The organism is Actinomadura sp. 9N215, from assembly GCF_044326345.1.
Lineage (GTDB): Bacteria > Actinomycetota > Actinomycetes > Streptosporangiales > Streptosporangiaceae > Spirillospora.
On the sequence record NZ_JBIRBA010000003.1, the window covers coordinates 30,355 to 48,386 of the forward strand.

At 69.5% G+C, this 18,032-nt stretch carries 12 protein-coding genes; 8 read left to right on the forward strand and 4 right to left on the reverse strand.

Going from position 1 to position 18,032, the window contains the following annotated elements; genetic code table 11:
• Positions 1-6 precede the first annotated feature (6 nt).
• Entirely contained in the window at positions 7-633 is a 627-nt protein-coding gene (locus ACH34T_RS05685) for an FMN-binding negative transcriptional regulator (RefSeq protein WP_395990896.1), read from the forward strand.
• The gene (locus ACH34T_RS05690) at positions 630-2,120 is read left to right on the forward strand and encodes an amidohydrolase (RefSeq protein ID WP_395990897.1); all 1,491 of its coding nucleotides are present in this window, start codon (positions 630-632) and stop codon (positions 2,118-2,120) included. The genes ACH34T_RS05685 and ACH34T_RS05690 overlap by 4 nt, the downstream gene beginning before the upstream one ends.
• A 67-nt stretch (positions 2,121-2,187) precedes the next feature.
• Here the strand turns inward: ACH34T_RS05690 and ACH34T_RS05695 are convergent, their stop codons facing one another.
• Together ACH34T_RS05695 and ACH34T_RS05700 are read right to left on the reverse strand one after the other, a co-directional pair.
• Positions 2,188-2,628, reverse strand: coding sequence for a hypothetical protein (locus tag ACH34T_RS05695; RefSeq protein WP_395990898.1), 441 nt, complete (start codon positions 2,626-2,628; stop codon positions 2,188-2,190).
• 9 nt (positions 2,629-2,637) lie between these two features.
• Positions 2,638-4,944, reverse strand: coding sequence for a tetratricopeptide repeat protein (locus tag ACH34T_RS05700; RefSeq protein WP_395990899.1), 2,307 nt, complete (start codon positions 4,942-4,944; stop codon positions 2,638-2,640).
• Positions 4,945-5,218: 274 nt separating this feature from the next.
• On the opposite strand from ACH34T_RS05700, the gene ACH34T_RS05705 reads away from it, so the two are divergent.
• Together ACH34T_RS05705 and ACH34T_RS05710 are read left to right on the forward strand one after the other, a co-directional pair.
• On the forward strand, positions 5,219-5,836 hold the full coding sequence (locus ACH34T_RS05705) for a glycosyltransferase (protein WP_395990900.1): 618 nt from the start codon (positions 5,219-5,221) through the stop codon (positions 5,834-5,836).
• Positions 5,734-6,450, forward strand: a complete 717-nt coding sequence (locus tag ACH34T_RS05710; RefSeq protein ID WP_395990901.1) for a glycosyltransferase — start codon at positions 5,734-5,736, stop codon at positions 6,448-6,450. Before ACH34T_RS05705 ends, ACH34T_RS05710 begins: the two co-directional genes overlap by 103 nt.
• A 25-nt stretch (positions 6,451-6,475) precedes the next feature.
• Here the strand turns inward: ACH34T_RS05710 and ACH34T_RS05715 are convergent, their stop codons facing one another.
• A complete protein-coding gene (locus tag ACH34T_RS05715; protein ID WP_395990902.1) occupies positions 6,476-7,150 on the reverse strand; it encodes an SUKH-4 family immunity protein in 675 nt (224 codons plus the stop codon).
• 93 nt (positions 7,151-7,243) lie between these two features.
• Entirely contained in the window at positions 7,244-13,729 is a 6,486-nt protein-coding gene (locus ACH34T_RS05720; protein ID WP_395990903.1) for a nucleic acid/nucleotide deaminase domain-containing protein, read from the reverse strand.
• A 563-nt stretch (positions 13,730-14,292) separates the two neighbouring features.
• Here ACH34T_RS05720 and ACH34T_RS05725 point away from each other — a divergent pair.
• The 4 genes from ACH34T_RS05725 to ACH34T_RS05740 all read left to right on the forward strand — a co-directional run bounded on the left by ACH34T_RS05725 (position 14,293) and on the right by ACH34T_RS05740 (position 17,982).
• Positions 14,293-15,393: a hypothetical protein gene (locus ACH34T_RS05725; protein ID WP_395990904.1), complete on the forward strand. Its 1,101-nt coding sequence runs from the start codon at positions 14,293-14,295 to the stop codon at positions 15,391-15,393.
• Between the two features lie 108 nt (positions 15,394-15,501).
• Entirely contained in the window at positions 15,502-16,632 is a 1,131-nt protein-coding gene (locus tag ACH34T_RS05730; protein ID WP_395990905.1) for a cupin domain-containing protein, read from the forward strand.
• The gene (locus ACH34T_RS05735; RefSeq protein WP_395991380.1) at positions 16,632-16,715 is read left to right on the forward strand and encodes a maleylpyruvate isomerase N-terminal domain-containing protein; all 84 of its coding nucleotides are present in this window, start codon (positions 16,632-16,634) and stop codon (positions 16,713-16,715) included. Before ACH34T_RS05730 ends, ACH34T_RS05735 begins: the two co-directional genes overlap by 1 nt.
• Positions 16,716-16,731: 16 nt before the next feature.
• Entirely contained in the window at positions 16,732-17,982 is a 1,251-nt protein-coding gene (locus ACH34T_RS05740; RefSeq protein ID WP_395990906.1) for an FAD-dependent monooxygenase, read from the forward strand.
• Positions 17,983-18,032 lie beyond the last annotated feature (50 nt).

The window sequence follows — 18,032 nt, forward strand, 5'->3', positions numbered from 1 at the left end:
GAGCAGATGCTGCAACAGGAGATATTCCGGGTAGCCGATCCCGGGTGGATCCGGGAGTTCGCGAGGGCCCACTCCTGGGCCACCCTGATCAGCCACACCGCACCAAGGGGACTGGTGGTCTCCCACCTTCCGGTACTGGTGGACCAGGACGCGGCGGCCGCCCCCCTCACCCTCCTCGGCCACCTCGCCCGGACGGACGCCGAGGCGCACGAACTCGGCTTCCATGACGTCGTCGTCGTGCTCCAGGGACCGCACGGATACATTTCGCCGGTCTGGTACGGGGAAGCACCTCACGTCCCGACATGGAACTTCACCGTCCTGCACGTGCACGGCCGTCCCGAGGCCCTCGATCCGGCCGACACCTACGACGTACTGTCCGCGACCGTCGACCACTTCGAGAACCGCTTCTCCGAACCGTGGCGGCTCACCCAGGTGGAGGGGTACGCCCGCCGGATCGCCGCCGCCGTGACCGGATTCCGGCTGTCCGCCACGCGTGTGACGGCCAAGGCCAAGCTCGCCCAGGACGAGCGCGACGACGTCGTCCACCGGCTCGTGAAAGCCCTCGAATCCGACCAGCCCCACGCCAACGCCGAACTCGCCCGTGCCATGAGCGACATCCGGAGGAAGCCTTGACCCCCACTGGTACCGGGCCCGTCACCCTGGTCCGAGTCCACCTCGGCGCCGGCGGGCCGCTGAGGGACGTCCGTATCGCCGACGGCCTCGTCACCGCCGTCTTCCCGGCGGGTACGGCACCCCGCGACGGAGGACGGCGCCTCGACCTCGACGGCCGTACCCTCCTGCCCGGCCTGTGGGACTCCCACGTCCACATGCTCCAGTGGGCGGGCGTGCGCCGCCGGCTCGACGTGTCCGGCGCCGCCTCGGCCAGAGCCGCGGCCGACGCGGTCGCCAGACGGGCCGACGTCCTGCCGCTCGGCGAACCGCTCGTCGGCTACGGCTTCCGCGACGGGATGTGGCCGGACGAACCCCACAAGGACCTGCTGAACGCCGTCGTCCCCGACCGGCCCGTGCTGCTGATCAGCATGGATCTGCACTCCGCCTGGCTCAACCCGGCGGCGCTCGCCCTGGTGGAACGAGGTGACCACCCCACGGGACTGCTGCGCGAGCGGGAATGCATGCAGGCGATCGTCACGCTCACCACCGTGCCGGCGGAGGTGACGGACCGCTGGGTCCAGGAGTCGTGCGTCGCCGCCGCCGCGCGGGGGATCACCGGCATCGTCGACTTCGAATACGCCGACAACATCGCGGACTGGGCCCGCCGGATGAACGCCGCGGCCGTGCCGCTCCGGGTGGCCGCGGCCGTCTGGCCCCCGTACCTGGAGGACGCGATCAGCCGCGGGCTGCGCACCGGTCAGACGCTCGGCACGCCGGGCGGGCTACTGGAGGTCGGGCCGTTCAAGCTGCTCACCGACGGCTCGCTCAACACCCGCACCGCACTGTGCCACGATCCGTACCCGGGTTCGGACCCCGCGGCTCCCGGCTCTCACGGGCTGGAAGAGGTGACACCACAGGAGCTGGTCACCCTGCTGCGCCGGGCCTCGTCGAGTGGAATCGTGCCCGCCGTGCACGCGATCGGGGACCGCGCCAACGAGATGGCTCTCGACGCGTTCGAGGCGGTCCGCTGCCACGGCCGCGTCGAACACGGCCAGCTGCTCACCGCCAAGGACATCCCGCGCTTCGCGGAACTCGGCGTCACGGTCGGCGTCCAGCCCACCCACGCCGTGGACGACCGGGACGTCGCCGACCGCCACTGGGCGGGCCGCACCCACCGTGCCTACGCCTTCGCCGACCTGCTCGCGGCCGGAGCCGTCCTGGAGCTGGGCTCCGACGCTCCCGTCGCGCCACTCGACCCCTGGCTGACCATCGCCTCCGCCGTCACCCGGACCGACGGCGAGCGCCCGCCGTGGCATCCCGAACAGCGCATCCCGGTGGCCGCCGCCCTGACCGGATCCGCCCAGGGCCGACGGCTGATCCGTGCCGGTGACCGCGCGGACCTGGTGGTGACCGACACCGACCCGCTCACCGCGAACCCCCGCACGCTGCGCGACATGCCGGTCCACGCCACGATGCTCGCCGGCACCTGGACACACCCGCCGTCCTGACCCCCTCAGCTGACGACCACGGTGGAGGCGCCGTCGTTTGGTTGGCGGTTGTGTGTCGGGCGGGCGGCTAGGACCCAGGGTTGGCCACGTCGCCGATGTGCAGGTCGCGGCCCGCCACGTAGGTGCCCGATTGGTGGAGGTCGTTGGCGGCTATGGCTCCGGAATCGGTGATCTGGAGCTGACGGATCTCGGCTTGGTCGACTTGTTCGAGGAGTTGTTCCAGGCGGGCGGCGAAGTCGGGGTCGGCGGCGAGGAGTTCGACGAGGGCGTTCTGCAGGGCGGCCCTTCGACCTTCGTTCTCGGGTTGGGCTTCGGCGCCGTCGAGAACAGCCTCCTCATAGGGAGTGCCGGTCACGCGGCTGCGGATCGTCCGGTAGAGCTCCACGATGTGCTTGGAGGCGCCGTCCGATGCGGCTTCGCCGAGGCGTGCCAGACCTCCGCCGGCGATCTGGCCGAGGTAGGGGACGAGTGCGCCGACCGCGGCGGCGGCCAGGGTGACTGGTTCCATGATGCTTCCTCAGGGTCGGTTCAGGCCGAGGCGGGTGAGGATGGCTTCGGCCGCGGCGGCGTGGCCCGCGGTCGGGTCGATCTTGGCGAGGCCGAGCAGCGCGAGCGCCTCACCATGGGGGTCGGCGGCTCCGCGCAGGAAGGTCAACGCGGCATCGTAGGAGCGTGCCGCCGCTCGATGCCTGCCTGCGCGACGTTCAAGATCGGCGCGTTCACGGAACGCGTTTCCCTGGCCGAGAAGGCTGCCGACGACTTCGAAGTGGCCGATCGCTTTTTCCAGCAGTGAGGAATCGCGCAGGAAAAGCGCCTGCCACAGCAGGGCGGTGCCCAGGCCGTCCTGTTCCGGAACGTCCATGGCGGCGAAGATGCGCTGTGCTTTCTGCAGTTGCTCAACGTCCTGTCCCGCCGCGCCCAGATGGACGAGCGCCCAGCCTGTGCCGTAGAGATCGCCGATCTCGGTGAAGAGCTCCAAGGCTTGCCTGTTGTGTTCGATCGCCTCGCCGATCCGGTCGTACTGGCGGAGAATCCGACCCAGATGGTTGTGGGCCCATGCCTGGCCTTGCCGGTGTTCGATGCGTTGGAAGATGCGCAATGCCTCGTGGTGGTGATGCTCGGCTTCCGCGAGGCGCCATTGCGCGCCTCGCACCGAGCACAGGTTGTTGTGCGCCCAGGCTTCGGCCGCCTGGTCCCCCACGCTGCGGAGCAGGTCGATCGCGCGGGTGAGGGTGGTTTCCGCGCCGTCCAGATCACGGCGCCAGAACTGGACGTGCCCCAGTGTCCGGAGCACCAGGCCCTCGCCGTGGGGGTCGGCGACGGCGCGGAAGATCTCGGCAGCCTGGTCCAGGCAGTGCTCTGCCTCGTCGTAGCGGTGGGTCTCGCGATACAGCGTGCCCAGGTGGGACAGCACATCGGCGCGGGGCACCGCCGCGGTGGGGTCCGTCCGCAGCAGGGTCAGCGCCGCGACGCTCTCCTCGATCGCCTCGGTCAGCCGCCGGTTCTGCCGCAGCGGCCACGAGCGCATGTGCCGTGCGACGGCCAGCGCGACGGGATCGGTGAGCCTGGAAGCGGACTCCACCGCCAGTTCCGCGCCTTCCAGCCAGTCCGACCAGTCCCCCCGGACTTCGAAATAGCCCGCCAGGTGCGAGACGACACGCCAGGGAACGTCGTCACGCCCGGTTTCGGCGGCCTGACGCATGAGGGCCATCAGGACCCGGTGCTCGGTGTCGAGTCCCCGCAGCGCCGCCTCGTATGCGGCATCGTCGGCCGAACGTCGGCCGTCGACACCGATATGGCCGCCCCAATGGGTGACGGTCTCAACAGCCCAGGCCAGGGCGCGGTCTACTGCCGCTTCCTGTTCGTCGCCGGTATCCTCGGCGGCTGCTCTTTCCTGCGCGAAGACCTTGACCAGATCATGGAACCGACCACGATCCCGGTCGACCGGTTCGATCAGGTGAGTGTTGAACAGTTCCGCGAGTGTCTCCTCCGCTGCCCCGGTGCCGTTGACGGCCATGGCCAATGCGGTCCCGAAGTCCGGGACCGCGATAAGGCTCAGCAGGCGGAAGTGCCGCGCGGCTTGCGGGCTGAGCTCCTGATAGCTGACGGAGAAGCTGGACCTCAGGTCCAGGTTGTCGGTCTGGAGTAGATCCAGCCGTTCCGCAGCGAGACGGTCGGCGAAGCTGCTCAACGGCAGCCGCTTGTTCGCCGGTTTGGTGAGTTGGGCCCCGGCCATGTGCAGGGCCAGCGGCAGCCCTCCGCACAGTTGGACGATCCTGCGCGCCGCGTCCGGCTCGGCAGCGACGCGATCCGCGCCGATCCGCGTTTCCAGCAGGGCGTGGGCCTCGTCGTCGGGCATGCTGCCCAGATCCATCTCCCGAATACCTTCCAGCTCGGAGAAGCTACGCCGGGACGTCATGATTACCCCGCAGTCGGGGCGGTTGGGCAACAATTCCATGACCTGACTGACCGACGTCACACTGTCGAGCAGAAGCAGCGTCGGTTTGCGCAGCTCGGCGTGGAAGACCTCGATGCGGCCCGGAAGGCTTTCAGGAATCCGGTTCTCGGGAAGACCGAGTTGAAGCAGCAGCCGGAACAGCGCTTCGGAAACGTCCAGCTCAGGCAAGCCCGTCTGGCTCAATTCCAAGAACAGCTGCCCGCCGGGATAGCCGGGAGCGACATCTCGCGCCACACGGAGGGCCAGCGAGGTCTTCCCGCACCCCGGCCCGTTGAGAACATTCACCAGCGGAAACGGATTGCGCTGGTAGTCCAGCAAAGTGCCCAGATACTCGCGTTGCCGGGTCCGGCCGATGAAGGTCGTCACCCCACGGCGTAACCCGGTAACCGGGCCTCTAGGCCGCGGAACGTCGCCCTGGTGGTAATGGATGCTCATCGTGCCGATGTGAGTATCACGGCCTGCCACGAACTGCCCGTCCTGGTGAATGTCACGGCCCGCTGACGCACCGGAACCGGACTCGTGTCCACCACCTACCGGGTTCTCCATGGGCACGAGTCTCCGTGATCGCCGTAGCCCTTGTCCACGCGATGCGCTCCAGACGACCGTGCCCCATGAGCCCAGGGTGGGCAATACTGCCTACATGCCCGATTTCCCGCTCAGCATCGCCCAGGTATCGGAGCATGCCAGCCCCCTCGCCGAGGACATCGGCAGCATCGACTCGGGGGGCCAGAACATCTACGTCCGTGAACTCTCCCTGACACTGGCCTCCCAGGGCCACCACGTCACGGTGTTCACCCGGCGCACCTCCCCGGATCAACCCGTTCGTGTCCGCCTGGCTACCGGGGTCCAGGTGATTCACATCCCCGCCGGCCCGGCCCGGCAACTCCCCAAAGAGGACCTGGCGCCGCTGATGGGCGACTTCGGCGACCAACTCGCCCTGCATTGGCAGGAAGAACCACCCGACCTGGTCCACGCCCACTATTGGATGAGCGGCATCGCCGCCCTCGCCGGGGCACGCCGCACCGCGATCCCCGTCGTCACGACCTTCCACGCTTTGGGACTGGAACGGATCGCCCACCATCCCACCCCCCACGAGAACGATCAACGAGAAAGAGAGAGAGAGAGAGAGTCGGATCCGAACGCGCCGTTGGCCAAGTGGCCGATGCCATCATCGCGCTCACCCCCGAAGAGGTCGAATACCTCACCGGCCCGAACGGCATCCCGCCGAGCAAGATCACGACAATTCCGGTGGGAGTGAACCTGGACCAATTCACACCCCACGGCGACGCCTTCCCACGTAACGACCGCCTTCGCGTGGTGACCGTCGGACGCATGGTGCCTCGCAAAGGCGTGGACACGGTCATCGAAGGCTTTGCGCAAGTAGCCGAAACATTCAACGCCGAACTGCTCATCGCGGGCGGCCCAGCGCGAGACGCCCTGTCCGCCGATCCCACCGTGCGGCGCCTGCATGACCTCGCCCGAAAACTCGACGTCGACACCAGAACCGAATTCCTCGGACGCGTCTCCCATGAACGCGTCCCTGAACTTCTACGGTCCGCCGATGTCTTCGTCTGCGCACCGCACTACGAACCCTTCGGCACCGCCGCGCTCGAAGCCGCCGCCTGCGGAATCCCCGTCATCGCACCCGCGGTCGGCGGCCTCCGGCACCACGTCCAGGACGGACGAACGGGAACACTCATTCCGGCGGCCGACCCCGATGCCCTCGCGGCCGCCCTGGTCACCCTTCTCAGCAACTCCCGGATACGCGGCGACATGGGGGCGGCTGGGGCCGCCAACGCCTTCCGCTATTCCTGGCCTGCCGTCACCGGTCAGATCCTCGCCCTTTACCGATCCATGCTGAAACACCGATGAGGCGCTGTTTTCCAGGGGTGGGCTCTCACCAGTCCTCGGTGATTTCCGGCCACTGGGCGCCGTCTTCGGCGGCGGGCGGATCGACGGACCGCACCCACTCCACGAAGGCGTCGAGACGGTCGGCTATATCCTCCACGCACGCGGCGTCGAAGGGATCGGCGCCCAGGATCAGCTTTCTCAGCACCTGGGAGGCCCTTTCGTACCGCCAGTACGCGTCCACGAAGAGCGAGACCGAGGAGTTGAAGAGGCTCGGTGACTGGTACGGGAACTCGGGGTTCTTCTTCCGGTGAGCCGCGAGGAGAGCCGGATTCCGGCTCCAGAATTCGGCGGTCTCCTCCATGTCCATCGGCGGGGGCGGCAGCATGTACACGGCGCCCGTGCCCGCCACGGCGACGACGCGGGCGTCGCTGTGGTACTTCACCAGGCCGTAGAGGTGCTCGCCGGGGAATTCGGTCTCGGTGCGGACGGCGTCCTGGAAATCGACGTCGAACAGCCCGCCGGAGCTGTTCGGCAATCCCCATCTGACGAGCGCGTCACGGTCGGCCTCCGGCAGCCGCCACCGTCCGATCCGGGCGGGGTCGGCGAGTGCCTGCTGCTGGGGGGCGACGATGTCGTCCAGGCGTGCGGCCAGCACCCGGTCGAACTCCTTGAGCGTCGCCGCGACCTCGGCGCTCGTCATGAAGTCGTTGCTCTCGGACACCGGCGCCTCCACGCACGGGGAACGGACGGATGGAAGGGTGGAAGGTGCCGGCCCGGAGGCCGGCACCCTTCCGACGACCCTAGACGGTGGAGCTCAGAACCCTCGGCTCTCGTTCATGGCGCGCCTGAGCGCCGCGGCGTTGGATCTCGTGGAGCCCGAGAGACTCCACGTCAGCTTGGCTCCTGCCTCGGTGTACCTCTTGACCAGGTTCATGCACCTGTTCTCCTTCTTGCTGCACGGTATCCGTTCGGAATAGATCTCCTTGACGCTGCCGGGATCGATCTCGTGCTTCCGGAGGAAGTTGTCGATGATCTGTTCGGAGTGCAGCCCCTCGCGGATGTTGGCCTCGATGATGTGATCGAAGGTGCCGTCGCCCTTGTCGACCTTGAATACGGCCACGTTCTGGTAGGAGCTGAGCGCCTTGCCGGACGGGTTGGCGCCCATCCGGTAGGCGTGCGCCATCTCCGGCAGGCCGCCGGAGTTCAGCGGGACCTCTCCGCAGTTGTGGACCAGCAGGCCCGTCCCGCCCGCGACGACGTAGTAGGTCGGGTTGCCCTTGATCGAGAGGTTGTACGCCCCGGTGAGGGAGGTGTACGCCTTGACCGCGGTGACCCTGGCCCAGTTCCCGTCGGACGTGCGCAGCCAGGTGCCCGGGGTCAGCAGCGCGGCGGCGGCCCAGGTTCCCCGCTCGGGCAGCCAGAACCGGTGGCCGGCGGTGGCGACGACGGTGCCGGTGCGGCCGCCGTCCTTGCCGTCGGGGTCCACCGTGACCTGGACGAGCGCCTTGCGGCCCCATCCGGACATCGTGCCGCCCACGGCGCGGGACCGCGCGGCGCCCGTCTCCGGGTCGGTGGCCGCGACCCTGTCGCCCTTCCTGACCTGCTCGATCGGCTTGAGCGAGCCGTCGGCCATCCGCACCCGCGTACCGGGCACGAAGCTGTTGGGCACCTTGCAGGTGGCGGCGGGCGGGTCCGGCTCGGGCTTCGGTTTGGGCGCCGGAGCCGGATCGGTCTTGGGCGGCGGCGCGCCGGGCCCGGGATCGGTCTTGGGCGGCGTACCGGGCCCCGGATCCGTCTTGGGCGGCGTGCCCGGCCCCGGATCGCTCTTCGGCACGCTCGGCGGATCGACCCGTTTGCCCGCGTCGCTCGCGGCGCTGACGGCGTCGGCGCCGCGCTTGGCCCACTTGGCCCCGGTCGCGCCCCAGCCGAGGCCGGGGACCATCGCCGCGGCCGACAGCGCCGCGTCCAGGCAGGCGCCGTCGACGCCGACCGCGCACTCGACGCCGTACCAGGCGGCGTTGACGCCGTCGGCGACCTCGCCGACGACCGGTATCAGGCCGACCACGTCGAGCGTCGCGTGCCCGAGGTCTCTCAGGAAGCTCCCGAACCCGTGCCCGTCCAGCTCCACGTTGCTGATCGGGTTGCCGCCCGCGAAGGCGTACCGGCTGCCGGTGAAAGGATCGGTGGTCAGCGCCATGTCCGACAGCGCGCCCATGTACATGTCGCGGGTCAGGAACCGGTTCAGACCGGGGTCGTAGTTGCGGAACCCCATGTCGTAAGTGCCGGTCGCCGAGTCGAACCGGTGGGCGTTGAACCGGTAGGCGTTGTACGGCTCGACTTCGGGCCGATCGGCGCTCGCCTTGTCCACCCCGGTGAACTTGGACGCGTCGTTCTTCCCGTACGCGGTGTACCCGTACGTCGCGCGGGTGTTGCCGTCCTCCTTGGTGAGGGCCTCCACGTCACCCTTCGGGTGGTACGTGTAGTGCGAGATCTCCTTCCCGCCCTCGTCCTTGTGCTTGATCTGGGTGAGCTTCTGCCCGCCGGGCGACGGCAGGTAGGAGGTGGCGAGCTTCCCGTCGTCCTCCTCGGAGAGCACGCTGCCCGTCAGCCCGAGGTAGTTGAACGCCTTCTTCTTCTCCTTGTCGCCGCTGGGCCCGGTCTCGGTCGCGGTCCGGTCCCACGGGTCGTAGGTGAAGACCGTCTTCTTGCCGGCTCCGGCGCCGCCGATGTGCTCGGCGATCCGGTCGAAGCCGTCGTAGTTGAAGTTGGAGACCGTCTCGCCCGCCGTCGACGTCGTGTCCAGGCGGCCGAGCGGGTCGTAGCGGTGGGTCGTGGCGACGCCGCCGGTGGTGGACGAGACCAGCCGGTTGCGGTCGTAGTCGTGCTTGGTGGTCTTCCCGTCGACCGTCTGCTCGATGACGTTGCTGTTGGCGTCGTGGACGTAGGTCTCGGTGTCCGGCTTGTCGCCCGTCTTGACGAGCTTGGAGATCCGGTCGCGCGGGTCGTAGGTGAACGTGTACGTGTTGTCGACCGTCTTGCCGGGGTCGTCGGCGTTCATCAGCCGCGAGACGTCCTTGGCGGGGTCGCCGTTGGGCGTGTACTCCAGCGCGTGCTCGGCGACGACCGGGCCGTTGTCCTTCTTGCGCTCCGCCTGGGTGCGGATGAGGCCGTTCAGGTAGTAGGCGTAGTCGACGACGTTGCCGTTCGGCTTGGTCTCCTGCGCGATCTCGCGCCGGGACGTGTAGCCGTATTGCGTGACGTGCTTGTCGGGGTCGTCGGGCGACTTGGCGTTGGTGACCTTGGAGAGCAGGTCGCGCTCGTCGTACTCGTAGGCCGACCACACGTCGTCGTGCTTGCGCGAGGTCGGGCTGCCGTTCTCGTCGTAGGTGAACGAGGTCGTGTTCTTGACGGCGCCCGCGGCCAGCTCCTTGAGCTCCCCGATCCGGTTCCGCTGGTCGTACTGCAGGAGGTAGCCGTCGATGCGGGCGCCTGGCGAGCGGTCGTCGACCTGGGTGAGGTTGCCGTTGACGTCGTACCGGTAGTCGAACTGCTTGCGCTCGTCGTCCAGGTCACCGCTGTTGTCCCGGACGAGCTTGACCGCGTCCGCGGACACCTTCCCGGACGCCTTGTCCGTCAGCGTGATCGCGGGCCCGCGGCCCTCGGTGAACGGGTGGCGTCCGAGGGAGACCCACTCGCCGGCGCCGCGCGACTGGTCGACGGTCCTGGTCGCCGTTCCGGCCGAGTGGGTGATCGTGTAGGTGGCGTTCCTGGCGGCCCCGCCGGTCTTCGGGTACCGGACGAACACCTCGTACGTCCCCGTGCGCGGGATCTGCGGACGCCAGGTGAACTTGGCGTCGCCGTCGCCGGCGGGGCGCGTCGCCGCGTCCGGTCCCTGGGCGCCGCGCAGGGAGCGCGTCCGGTTCCAGGCCGCGTTGGACGCCGTGTCGATCGGGTCGGAGTTGTCGACCAGGACCTCGTCGCGGCCGACCGGCGTGCCCTGGTCGGAACGCCGCGCCAGGTTGCCGCTGGGGAAGAACTCCCAGTCCATGGTCCGGCTGACGGAGCCGCCGGCGCTGGTCAGCGTGTTCTTGGTCTGCTGCCCGAGGTCGTTGTAGTCGTAGCCGTTGACGATGTTCCACGGGTCGCTGCTGGTACGGATCCAGCCGTTGTCGTAATAGGTGTAGCCGGTGTCGTTCCGGACCGACTCGCCCGACGACGGCGGTGCGGACACCTTCGTCAGGTGGCCGACCTCGTTGTAGGTGTAGATCGTCTTGTCGGGCTTGCCGTAGCGGGGATCGTCCGGGTCGAACGGGGTGAGCTCCTCGTGGACGCGGTCGAGCGCGTCGTAGACGGTCTCCTGGAACCGCCCGTTCGGGTAGACGACCTTGGTCCGGTTGCCGGCCTTGTCGTACTCGAACCGCGTGGTGCGGCGGACGGTCTCGTCGCCGTCCTTCCGGTAGGGCACCGCGACCGAGGCGAGCAGGCCGCGCTCGTCGACGTCGAAGAGGGTGCGGTTGCCGTCCTGGTCGGTCATCGCGACGACGTGGCCGTCCAGGTCGTAGGTCTGGCCGACCGTCTTGCCGGCGGCGTCGACGCTCTTCACCGGACGGTGGTTCAGGTCGTACTCGGCCCGGACGGTGAAGTCGTTCGGGTCGGCGGTCGCGTTCTTGCGCCGGTCGACCGACTTCACCAGGTTGCCGACGTTGTCGTACTCGTTGGTGAGCGCGGCGCCGAGCGGGTCGGTCACCCGGATCGCGCGGTTGAGCACGTCGTAGGTCGTGGTGGTGGTGAAGTCGTCCGGGTCGTCGGTCAGGTTGCCGCGCGGCTCGGTCTGGCGGATCAGGTTGCCGGCGTTGTCGTAGGAGAGCGTGGTCAGGCGCTCCCCGCCGTCGTCGGTGTCCTTCGGCTGCCGGACGGCGACGGGCTGGTCGGACTCGTTGACCGAGGTCCGCGCCTGGGCGCCGTTGGCCAGGATGTTCTTGACGACGTTGTCGTTGCGGTCGTAGACGGGGCCCGGCGTGAAGATGAAGACCCCGGCGTCCTGGTCCTTCGGCACCTTGGACGACAGCGGACGGCCGAACCCGTCGTAGGTGTACGTCGACGTCCTCTTCCGGGCGTCGGTGCTGGACACGACCGCGCCGAGCACGTCGTACGCGAGCGTCGCGGTGTTGCCGAGCGCGTCGACGGTGGTCCTCGGGTAGCCGACGGGGTCGTAGTCGCGGTAGGCGGTGGTGTGCCCGTTGGGGTCGACGGCCTCGGTGAGCTGCCCGTACTCGTCGTAGGCGTACTTGGTGGCGTTGCCCTTGGGGTCGGTGACCGACGTCAGGTTGCCCTTGGGGTCATGGGCGAACGTCCACGTGTTGCCCTCGGGGCTGGTCTTGGTGGCGATCTCGCCGACGTGGCCGTCCAGATCGGTCCGGTAGGTGAGCCTGGTGGGCGGCGTGCCGTTCTTGTTGGCCTCGGGATCCCGGGACTCCAGCGGATGGCCGGTCTTCTTGTCGTACTTCCAGGTGGCGACGGCGCCGTTGGCCTCCTGCATGCGCACGACGTTGTTGTCGTCGTCCCAGATGACCGTGCGCGTCTCGTTCTTGGCGTTGGTGACCTTCTCGGGACGTCCGAAGCCGTCGATCAGGTAGGTGGAGGTGTGTCCGTTGGCGTCCGTCACCTTGGACTGGACCTTGGTGCCCTTCGGGCCGTCGGGGTCGCTGTAGGCGAAGCCGGTGGCCTTGCCGCGCCGGTCGGTGAGCTGCTGGACCCAGCGGCGGGGGTGCTGGTCGGCGTAGGTGAGCGCGGTACCGTGACCGTTGGGGTCGGTGACGGCGGTGAGCTTGGGGTTCTCCAGCGCCTTGCGGTCGTAGTGGAAGCCGAAGACCTTCGCGGTCTTGACGTCCTGGGCGCCGTCGACGACCTCGCCGAGCAGGCCCTGCTCGTCGTAGACGAAGTCCAGCCGCCGTCCGGACAGGTCGGTGATCGACTTGACCTTGTTGATGATGCCCGGCCAGGACAGGTCGGACCCGAGCTTGGCCTTGCCGTCGACCATGTGCCAGAAGGCGTCGCCGCGCTGGTAGTAGTCGATGGTCAGGGTGCGGCGGCCGGTGGCGTCGGTGAGGTGCTTGAGCATCCCGGTGTTGCGGCCGCCGATGCGGGCGCGCTCGTAGGTGAAGGTGAGGGCGTTGTCGTTCCTGTCGACGACGGACGTCTGGTAGCCCTCGTCGTCGAAGTAGAAGCGGGTGCGGTCGGGCCGGGTCATCACCCAGGCGCGCTCGCCCTTGGACGCGTTGCGCTGCAGGTAGAGGTGGACGCCCGCGGGCGAGTCGTAGGTCCACTTCTTGGGGTCGTGGCTGTCGTTCTTGTTCAGCTTGTAGACGTGGGACGTGCCGTCGCCGTCGGTGAGGGTGACGGTCGCCGGATAGCCGAGATGGCCGGGCCAGCCGCCGAACTGCAGGGGCGTCCCGAGCCTCTGGACGCTGGAAGCCGAGATCGTCCAGCCGGGCCCGGCGTAGACGTCGGAGGTGTCCAGGGTGTTATAGGCCAGGCGCAGGAACGTCCGCGGGCCTCGCGAGGGGTGGGAGAACGGGTTGTAGCCCCAGACGGCATTGCCGGAGAACTGGTTGACCATCAGGTTGGAACCGGCCCCGGTGTTCGTGCCGGAGTATTGGTAGAACTTCTCCAGCCCGAGCTGGTCGGAGGTGGGGTCTTCGACGGTGACGTCCTGCGCGAGAGGCGGCACGCCCTGCTGCGACAGCCATTTCCGGGTGGACGTGTCGTAAAGGTCCCAGCTGATAACGAATTCTTCGCGGGAATTGCCGAATAGCGGGTCGGGCGAGACCACTTTGGCGGTGAGCGTCTCTTTCGCCCCGGCCGCGAGGTCCTTGGGCAGCTTGGTGAAGCGCTGGTTGGCGGGGGACGTGACGTCGCGTCCCTCACGGGTCTTCCAGTGGTACGACAGCGCCCACCGGCCGGCGGGCAGATCGGCGGCGGTGACGTTGGTGACGGTCACCTCGACCTGGTCCTCGACGCCGGGCTGAAGGCGCTGCGGCATGGCCGGCGCGTCGTAGGCGGGGTTGGCGGGTTCGGCGGCGACCGCGCGGGTCGGCGGCAGCGAGACGGCCTTGCCCGCCCGCGCCTTCGCCCTGGCCGCGGCCACCTGCCGGTCGTGAGCGGCGCGTTCGGCCGTGAAGCTCGGGGGCGGCTTGACGGCCGGCCCGGACGTGAGCCCGGCGGCGCCGCCCGGCCGGCCGGGCCGGGCGTTCGCCGGGACCGCTGGTAACAGGGCGGCCGCCATCAGCAGGACCACCACGCAACTGAGAATTCGCCGAAATCGGGACATGACCTCGCTCCCCTCCGGGGACCCGCATGACGAGTTGCCGACGCCGTTCGATTGCTCTGGGTGTTCGGTGTTCAGTGTTCGGTGTTCGGCGCTCGGGGTGTTCGATGCTCGGGTGCGAGATCACGACAGCCCGGAAGCCCACGACCGGTCAACGCGCTACATAAACGCCATTAGAGACACTGCGGGAAGGCGGCAGGTCCTGATCTTCACTCGTGCCTCATGACGTTGGCGAACGTGAAAGATCCAGCTCAGGCCGGAGCAAAGACAGGTCCGCCGACGGCGTCCAAAAAGGGGAAATGGGTCGTTCGATTTCTGGTTAATGGCCGGGTGTGGACATGTGTTCGATTGGCCGGAAAAGGCCGCCGCGGCGGGTAGACCGGACGCGGAGTCGCGTGAACGCCCAAATCAGAGCCCTGCCGCGACGGCCGGGCCGCGAGGGGGCGGCGTGCTGGCGGGCCCTTGCCGTGATCGGCGGGTGCGGAGACCTTCGGGTTGCGCGGGGGGCGTCCCCGCCGAGAGCCAAGGGAGGAAAGATGAAGATGCTCGCCACGGGACTGCTTGCGTTGACCGCCGGCCTGGGCCTGGTGGCCGCGGCGGTTCCGGCGCAGGCGACCGGCAGCGGGACGCCGGCGACCGGCGGCAGGGCGCAGACGTCCGACGGTAGAGCGCTGGCGACCGGCGGCGGGGCGCTGCCGTTACCGGCCTATGCCGACATGGTCGTCGACGACGTGCACAAGCGGGTGTTCGTGTCGGGCGGGGCGTCGTCCAACGCGGTGGTGGTGACCGACTTCTCCGGCCACGTCCGCAAGACGATCGACGGGCAGCACGGCGCGAGCGGGATGGTGCTGTCCGCCGACGGCAAGACGCTGTACGTGGCGCTGGCCTCAGGCGACGCGATCTCCGCCATCGACACCAAGACACTCAAGGAGACCGCGCGCCACTCCACCGGCGCGCGGACCTGCCCCGAGCACCTCGCCCGCACCGGGACCGCGGTGTGGTTCGGATACGGCTGCGAGCAGTCCTGGAACGGCAAGATCGGAAGGCTCGACACCGCCGCGTCGCCGCCCTCGGTCACCGGGGACGAGCAGCAGGGCGTCCGGTACCAGCGCGCCCCGTATTTGGCCTCGGCCACCGGCGACGACGGCCCGGTCGTCGCCGGTCAGCTGGACCTGTCGCTGTCGGAGCTGACCGTGTACACGGTGGACGGCGCCGACCTGAAGAAGGGCACCGCGGGCGAGGTCGCCGGATCCAACCTCACCGACGTGAGCCTCGCCCCCGCCGGCACGTCCCTTTACAGCGCGTCCGGGTCGCGCGACCACGTGGAGGCATTCGCGACCGGCGACCTGGCCGGACGCGGCTCGTACCACACGGGCGCGTTCCCCAACGCCACCGCCGCCTCACCCGACGGCAAGCACGTCGCCACCGCGCGGCGCACCGGGATGAAGGACGACGTACGGATCTACAAGGTCGGCGGCAGCACCCCGGTCCGCGAGTACGACCTCGGCTCAGGCGTCACCGCCGCGCCGCGCGGGCTGGCCTGGAGCGCCGCCTGCGACGACCTCTTCGTCATCACCCAGACCGCGAACGACGCCCGGCCCGAGCTGCGCGTGATCCACGACCCGACCGGCTGGTGAACGGCAGGCGGGCGGCGAGCCGCGCGATGCCGCCGCCCGTCACCCGCCTCCAATTCTGAAAGGCAGAAATCTCTATTCCTCAGGGCGTACAGGTATCACGATCGCATTATGACCACCACTCCCGTGAGGCTGCGGGCCGTCGACGCGCCGGGTCAGCCGGACGTCACCCCGGAGCTCGAAGACCTCTACCGCGGCTTCGAGACCGAGCTGCTCGTGCCGCTGTGGACCGAGATCGGCGAGCTGATGCCGGTCCATCCGCGCTCCCGGGCCGTCCCGCATCTGTGGAAGTGGGACGCGCTGGTCCGCCTCGCCGAGCGGGCCGGACGGATCGTCCCGGTCGGGCGGGGCGGTGAGCGCCGGGCGATCGCGCTGGCCAACCCGGGCCTGGGCGGTCGCCCGTTCGCGACCCCGACGCTGTGGGCGGCGATCCAGTATCTGATGCCCGGCGAGGACGCGCCCGAGCACCGCCACACCCAGCACGCCTTCCGCTTCGTCGTCGAGGGCTCCGGCGTCTGGACGGTCGTCGACGGCGACCCCGTGCCGATGAACCGGGGCGACTTCCTCCCGCAGGCCGGCTGGAACTGGCACGCCCACCACAACGCCACCGACCGGCCGACGGCCTGGATCGACGGTCTCGACATCCCCTTCCAGTACCTGACCGAGGCGCAGTTCTTCGAGCTGGGACGGGACGAGATCTCCGAGGCCGAGCGCATCACCCCCGAGCGCTCCCGCTCCGAGCGGCTCTGGGGGCACCCCGGACTGCGCCCGGTCGGCGTCGCCCACTCCTCCCCGGGCTCGCCGCTGCTCTCCTACAAGTGGGAGCACACCGACCGTGCGCTGGACGACCAGCTCGCATTGGAGAAAGAGGGGCACGCGGGCACGGTGGAGCCCGGGCACGCGGCCGTCCGGTACAGCAATCCCGCCGACGGCACCGACGTGCTCCCCACCATGCGCGCCGAGTTCCACCGGGTGGTGCGGGGTGTTCAGACGGCCCCGGTCCGCGAGACCGGCTCCAGCGTCTACCAGGTCTTCGACGGCTCCGGCACGGTGACGGTCGGCGACCGGACGTGGCCGGTGACCCGCGGGGACCTGTTCGTCGTCCCGTCGTGGGAGCCGTTCTCGGTGCGGTCCGAGGCCGGGGCGTCCGACTCCGACTCCGGGGCCCTGGACCTGTTCCGCTTCTGCGACGCGCCCGTCTTCGAGACCCTCAAGCTCAACCGATTCGCCAAGGACGCCTGATGACGCCGCTGCCGGGCTGGACCCGCAGGCACCTGGTCGCCCACGTCGCGGCCAACGCGGACGCGCTCGGCCCCTGGCTCTGAACGCGAGGAAAGGACCATGACCGACCCCGATGTGGTCGTCGGCGGCGGCGGGATCGGCGGGCTGGGCGCCGCCTACGCGCTGAGCCGCCGCGGCCTCGCGGTCCGGGTGCTCGAACAGGCCTCGTCCTTCGGCGAGGTCGGCGCCGGCATCCAGCTCGCGCCCAACTGCACGCGCATCCTCGACGACTACGGGCTGCTGGACGAGGCCCGCGACCGCGGCGTCCTGCCGAACGCGATGATCATGCGCGACGCCGTCGACGGCACGGAGCTGACCCGCCTCGACCTGCGCGACCTGGAACGCCGCTACGGCTTTCCCTACCTGGTCATCCACCGCGGCGACCTGCACGCCATGCTGCTCCGCGCCTGCGAACGCGCCGGCGTCGACCTGCGCACCTCGCGGCGGGCGGTCGCCTACGCCAACACCGCCGGCGGCGCCCGCGTGACGCTCGCCGACGGCCGCGCCGAGGAGGCGCGGATCGTCATCGCGGCGGACGGGCTGCATTCGACGGCGCGCGGGCTGCTGGTGGACGACCGCCCGGTCTCCTCCGCGTACGTCGCCTACCGCGGCACGACACCGACGTCGGCGGGCCGGGCGGCGCACGTCGACCTTTCGGAGGTCGTCGTGTATGTCGGTCCGCGCTGCCACTTCGTCCACTACGGGCTGCGCGGCGGCGAGCTGCTCAACCAGGTCGCCGTCTTCGAGTCGCCCAAGGCGCGCGCCGGGGAGCAGGACTGGGGCACGCCCGGCGAGCTGGACGCGGCCTTCGAGCAGACCTGCGCCTTCGTCCGCGAAGGGCTGCCCGACATGTGGCGCGACCGGTGGTGGCGGATGTACGACCGGGACCCGATCATGACGTGGGTGGACGGCGACATCGCGCTGCTCGGCGACGCCGCCCACCCTTCGCTGCAGTACCTCGCCCAGGGCGCCATCATGGCGATCGAGGACGGCTGGGTGCTCGGCGAGCAGGCCGCCCGGCACCGCGCCGGGGACGGGACGGTGGACTGGCCGGCCGTCCTCGCGGCGTACCAGGCCGTACGCCCCGAGCATTGCCGCCGCGTCGTCACCACCTCGCGCGCCTGGGGCGAGCTCTGGCACCTCGACGGGCGGGCACGGCGGCAGCGCAACGTCCTGCTACGCGAACGAGACACCTATGACTACTCATTCGTGGACTGGCTCTACGGACCGACCTCACTCCACCCCACCGAAGAGCCCCCAATGTTCACGCCGGTCCCCCTAGCGTCAGCGGACACGCCCACCCACACCTGAGCATGCACGTGATTCGGCGGACGTCGTCGTCGGCGTCGGCGGCTTCGCGG

Excerpts from the sequence above, each read along its gene's own strand:
- ACH34T_RS05685 (WP_395990896.1), top strand. The coding sequence starts at position 7 with ATGCTGCAACAGGAGATATTCCGGGTAGCCGATCCCGGGTGGATCCGG.
- ACH34T_RS05695 (WP_395990898.1), bottom strand. The coding sequence starts at position 2,628 with ATGGAACCAGTCACCCTGGCCGCCGCCGCGGTCGGCGCACTCGTCCCC.
- ACH34T_RS05705 (WP_395990900.1), top strand. The coding sequence starts at position 5,219 with ATGCCCGATTTCCCGCTCAGCATCGCCCAGGTATCGGAGCATGCCAGC.
- ACH34T_RS05725 (WP_395990904.1), top strand. The coding sequence starts at position 14,293 with ATGAAGATGCTCGCCACGGGACTGCTTGCGTTGACCGCCGGCCTGGGC.
- ACH34T_RS05730 (WP_395990905.1), top strand. The coding sequence starts at position 15,502 with ATGACCACCACTCCCGTGAGGCTGCGGGCCGTCGACGCGCCGGGTCAG.
- ACH34T_RS05735 (WP_395991380.1), top strand. The coding sequence starts at position 16,632 with ATGACGCCGCTGCCGGGCTGGACCCGCAGGCACCTGGTCGCCCACGTC.
- ACH34T_RS05740 (WP_395990906.1), top strand. The coding sequence starts at position 16,732 with ATGACCGACCCCGATGTGGTCGTCGGCGGCGGCGGGATCGGCGGGCTG.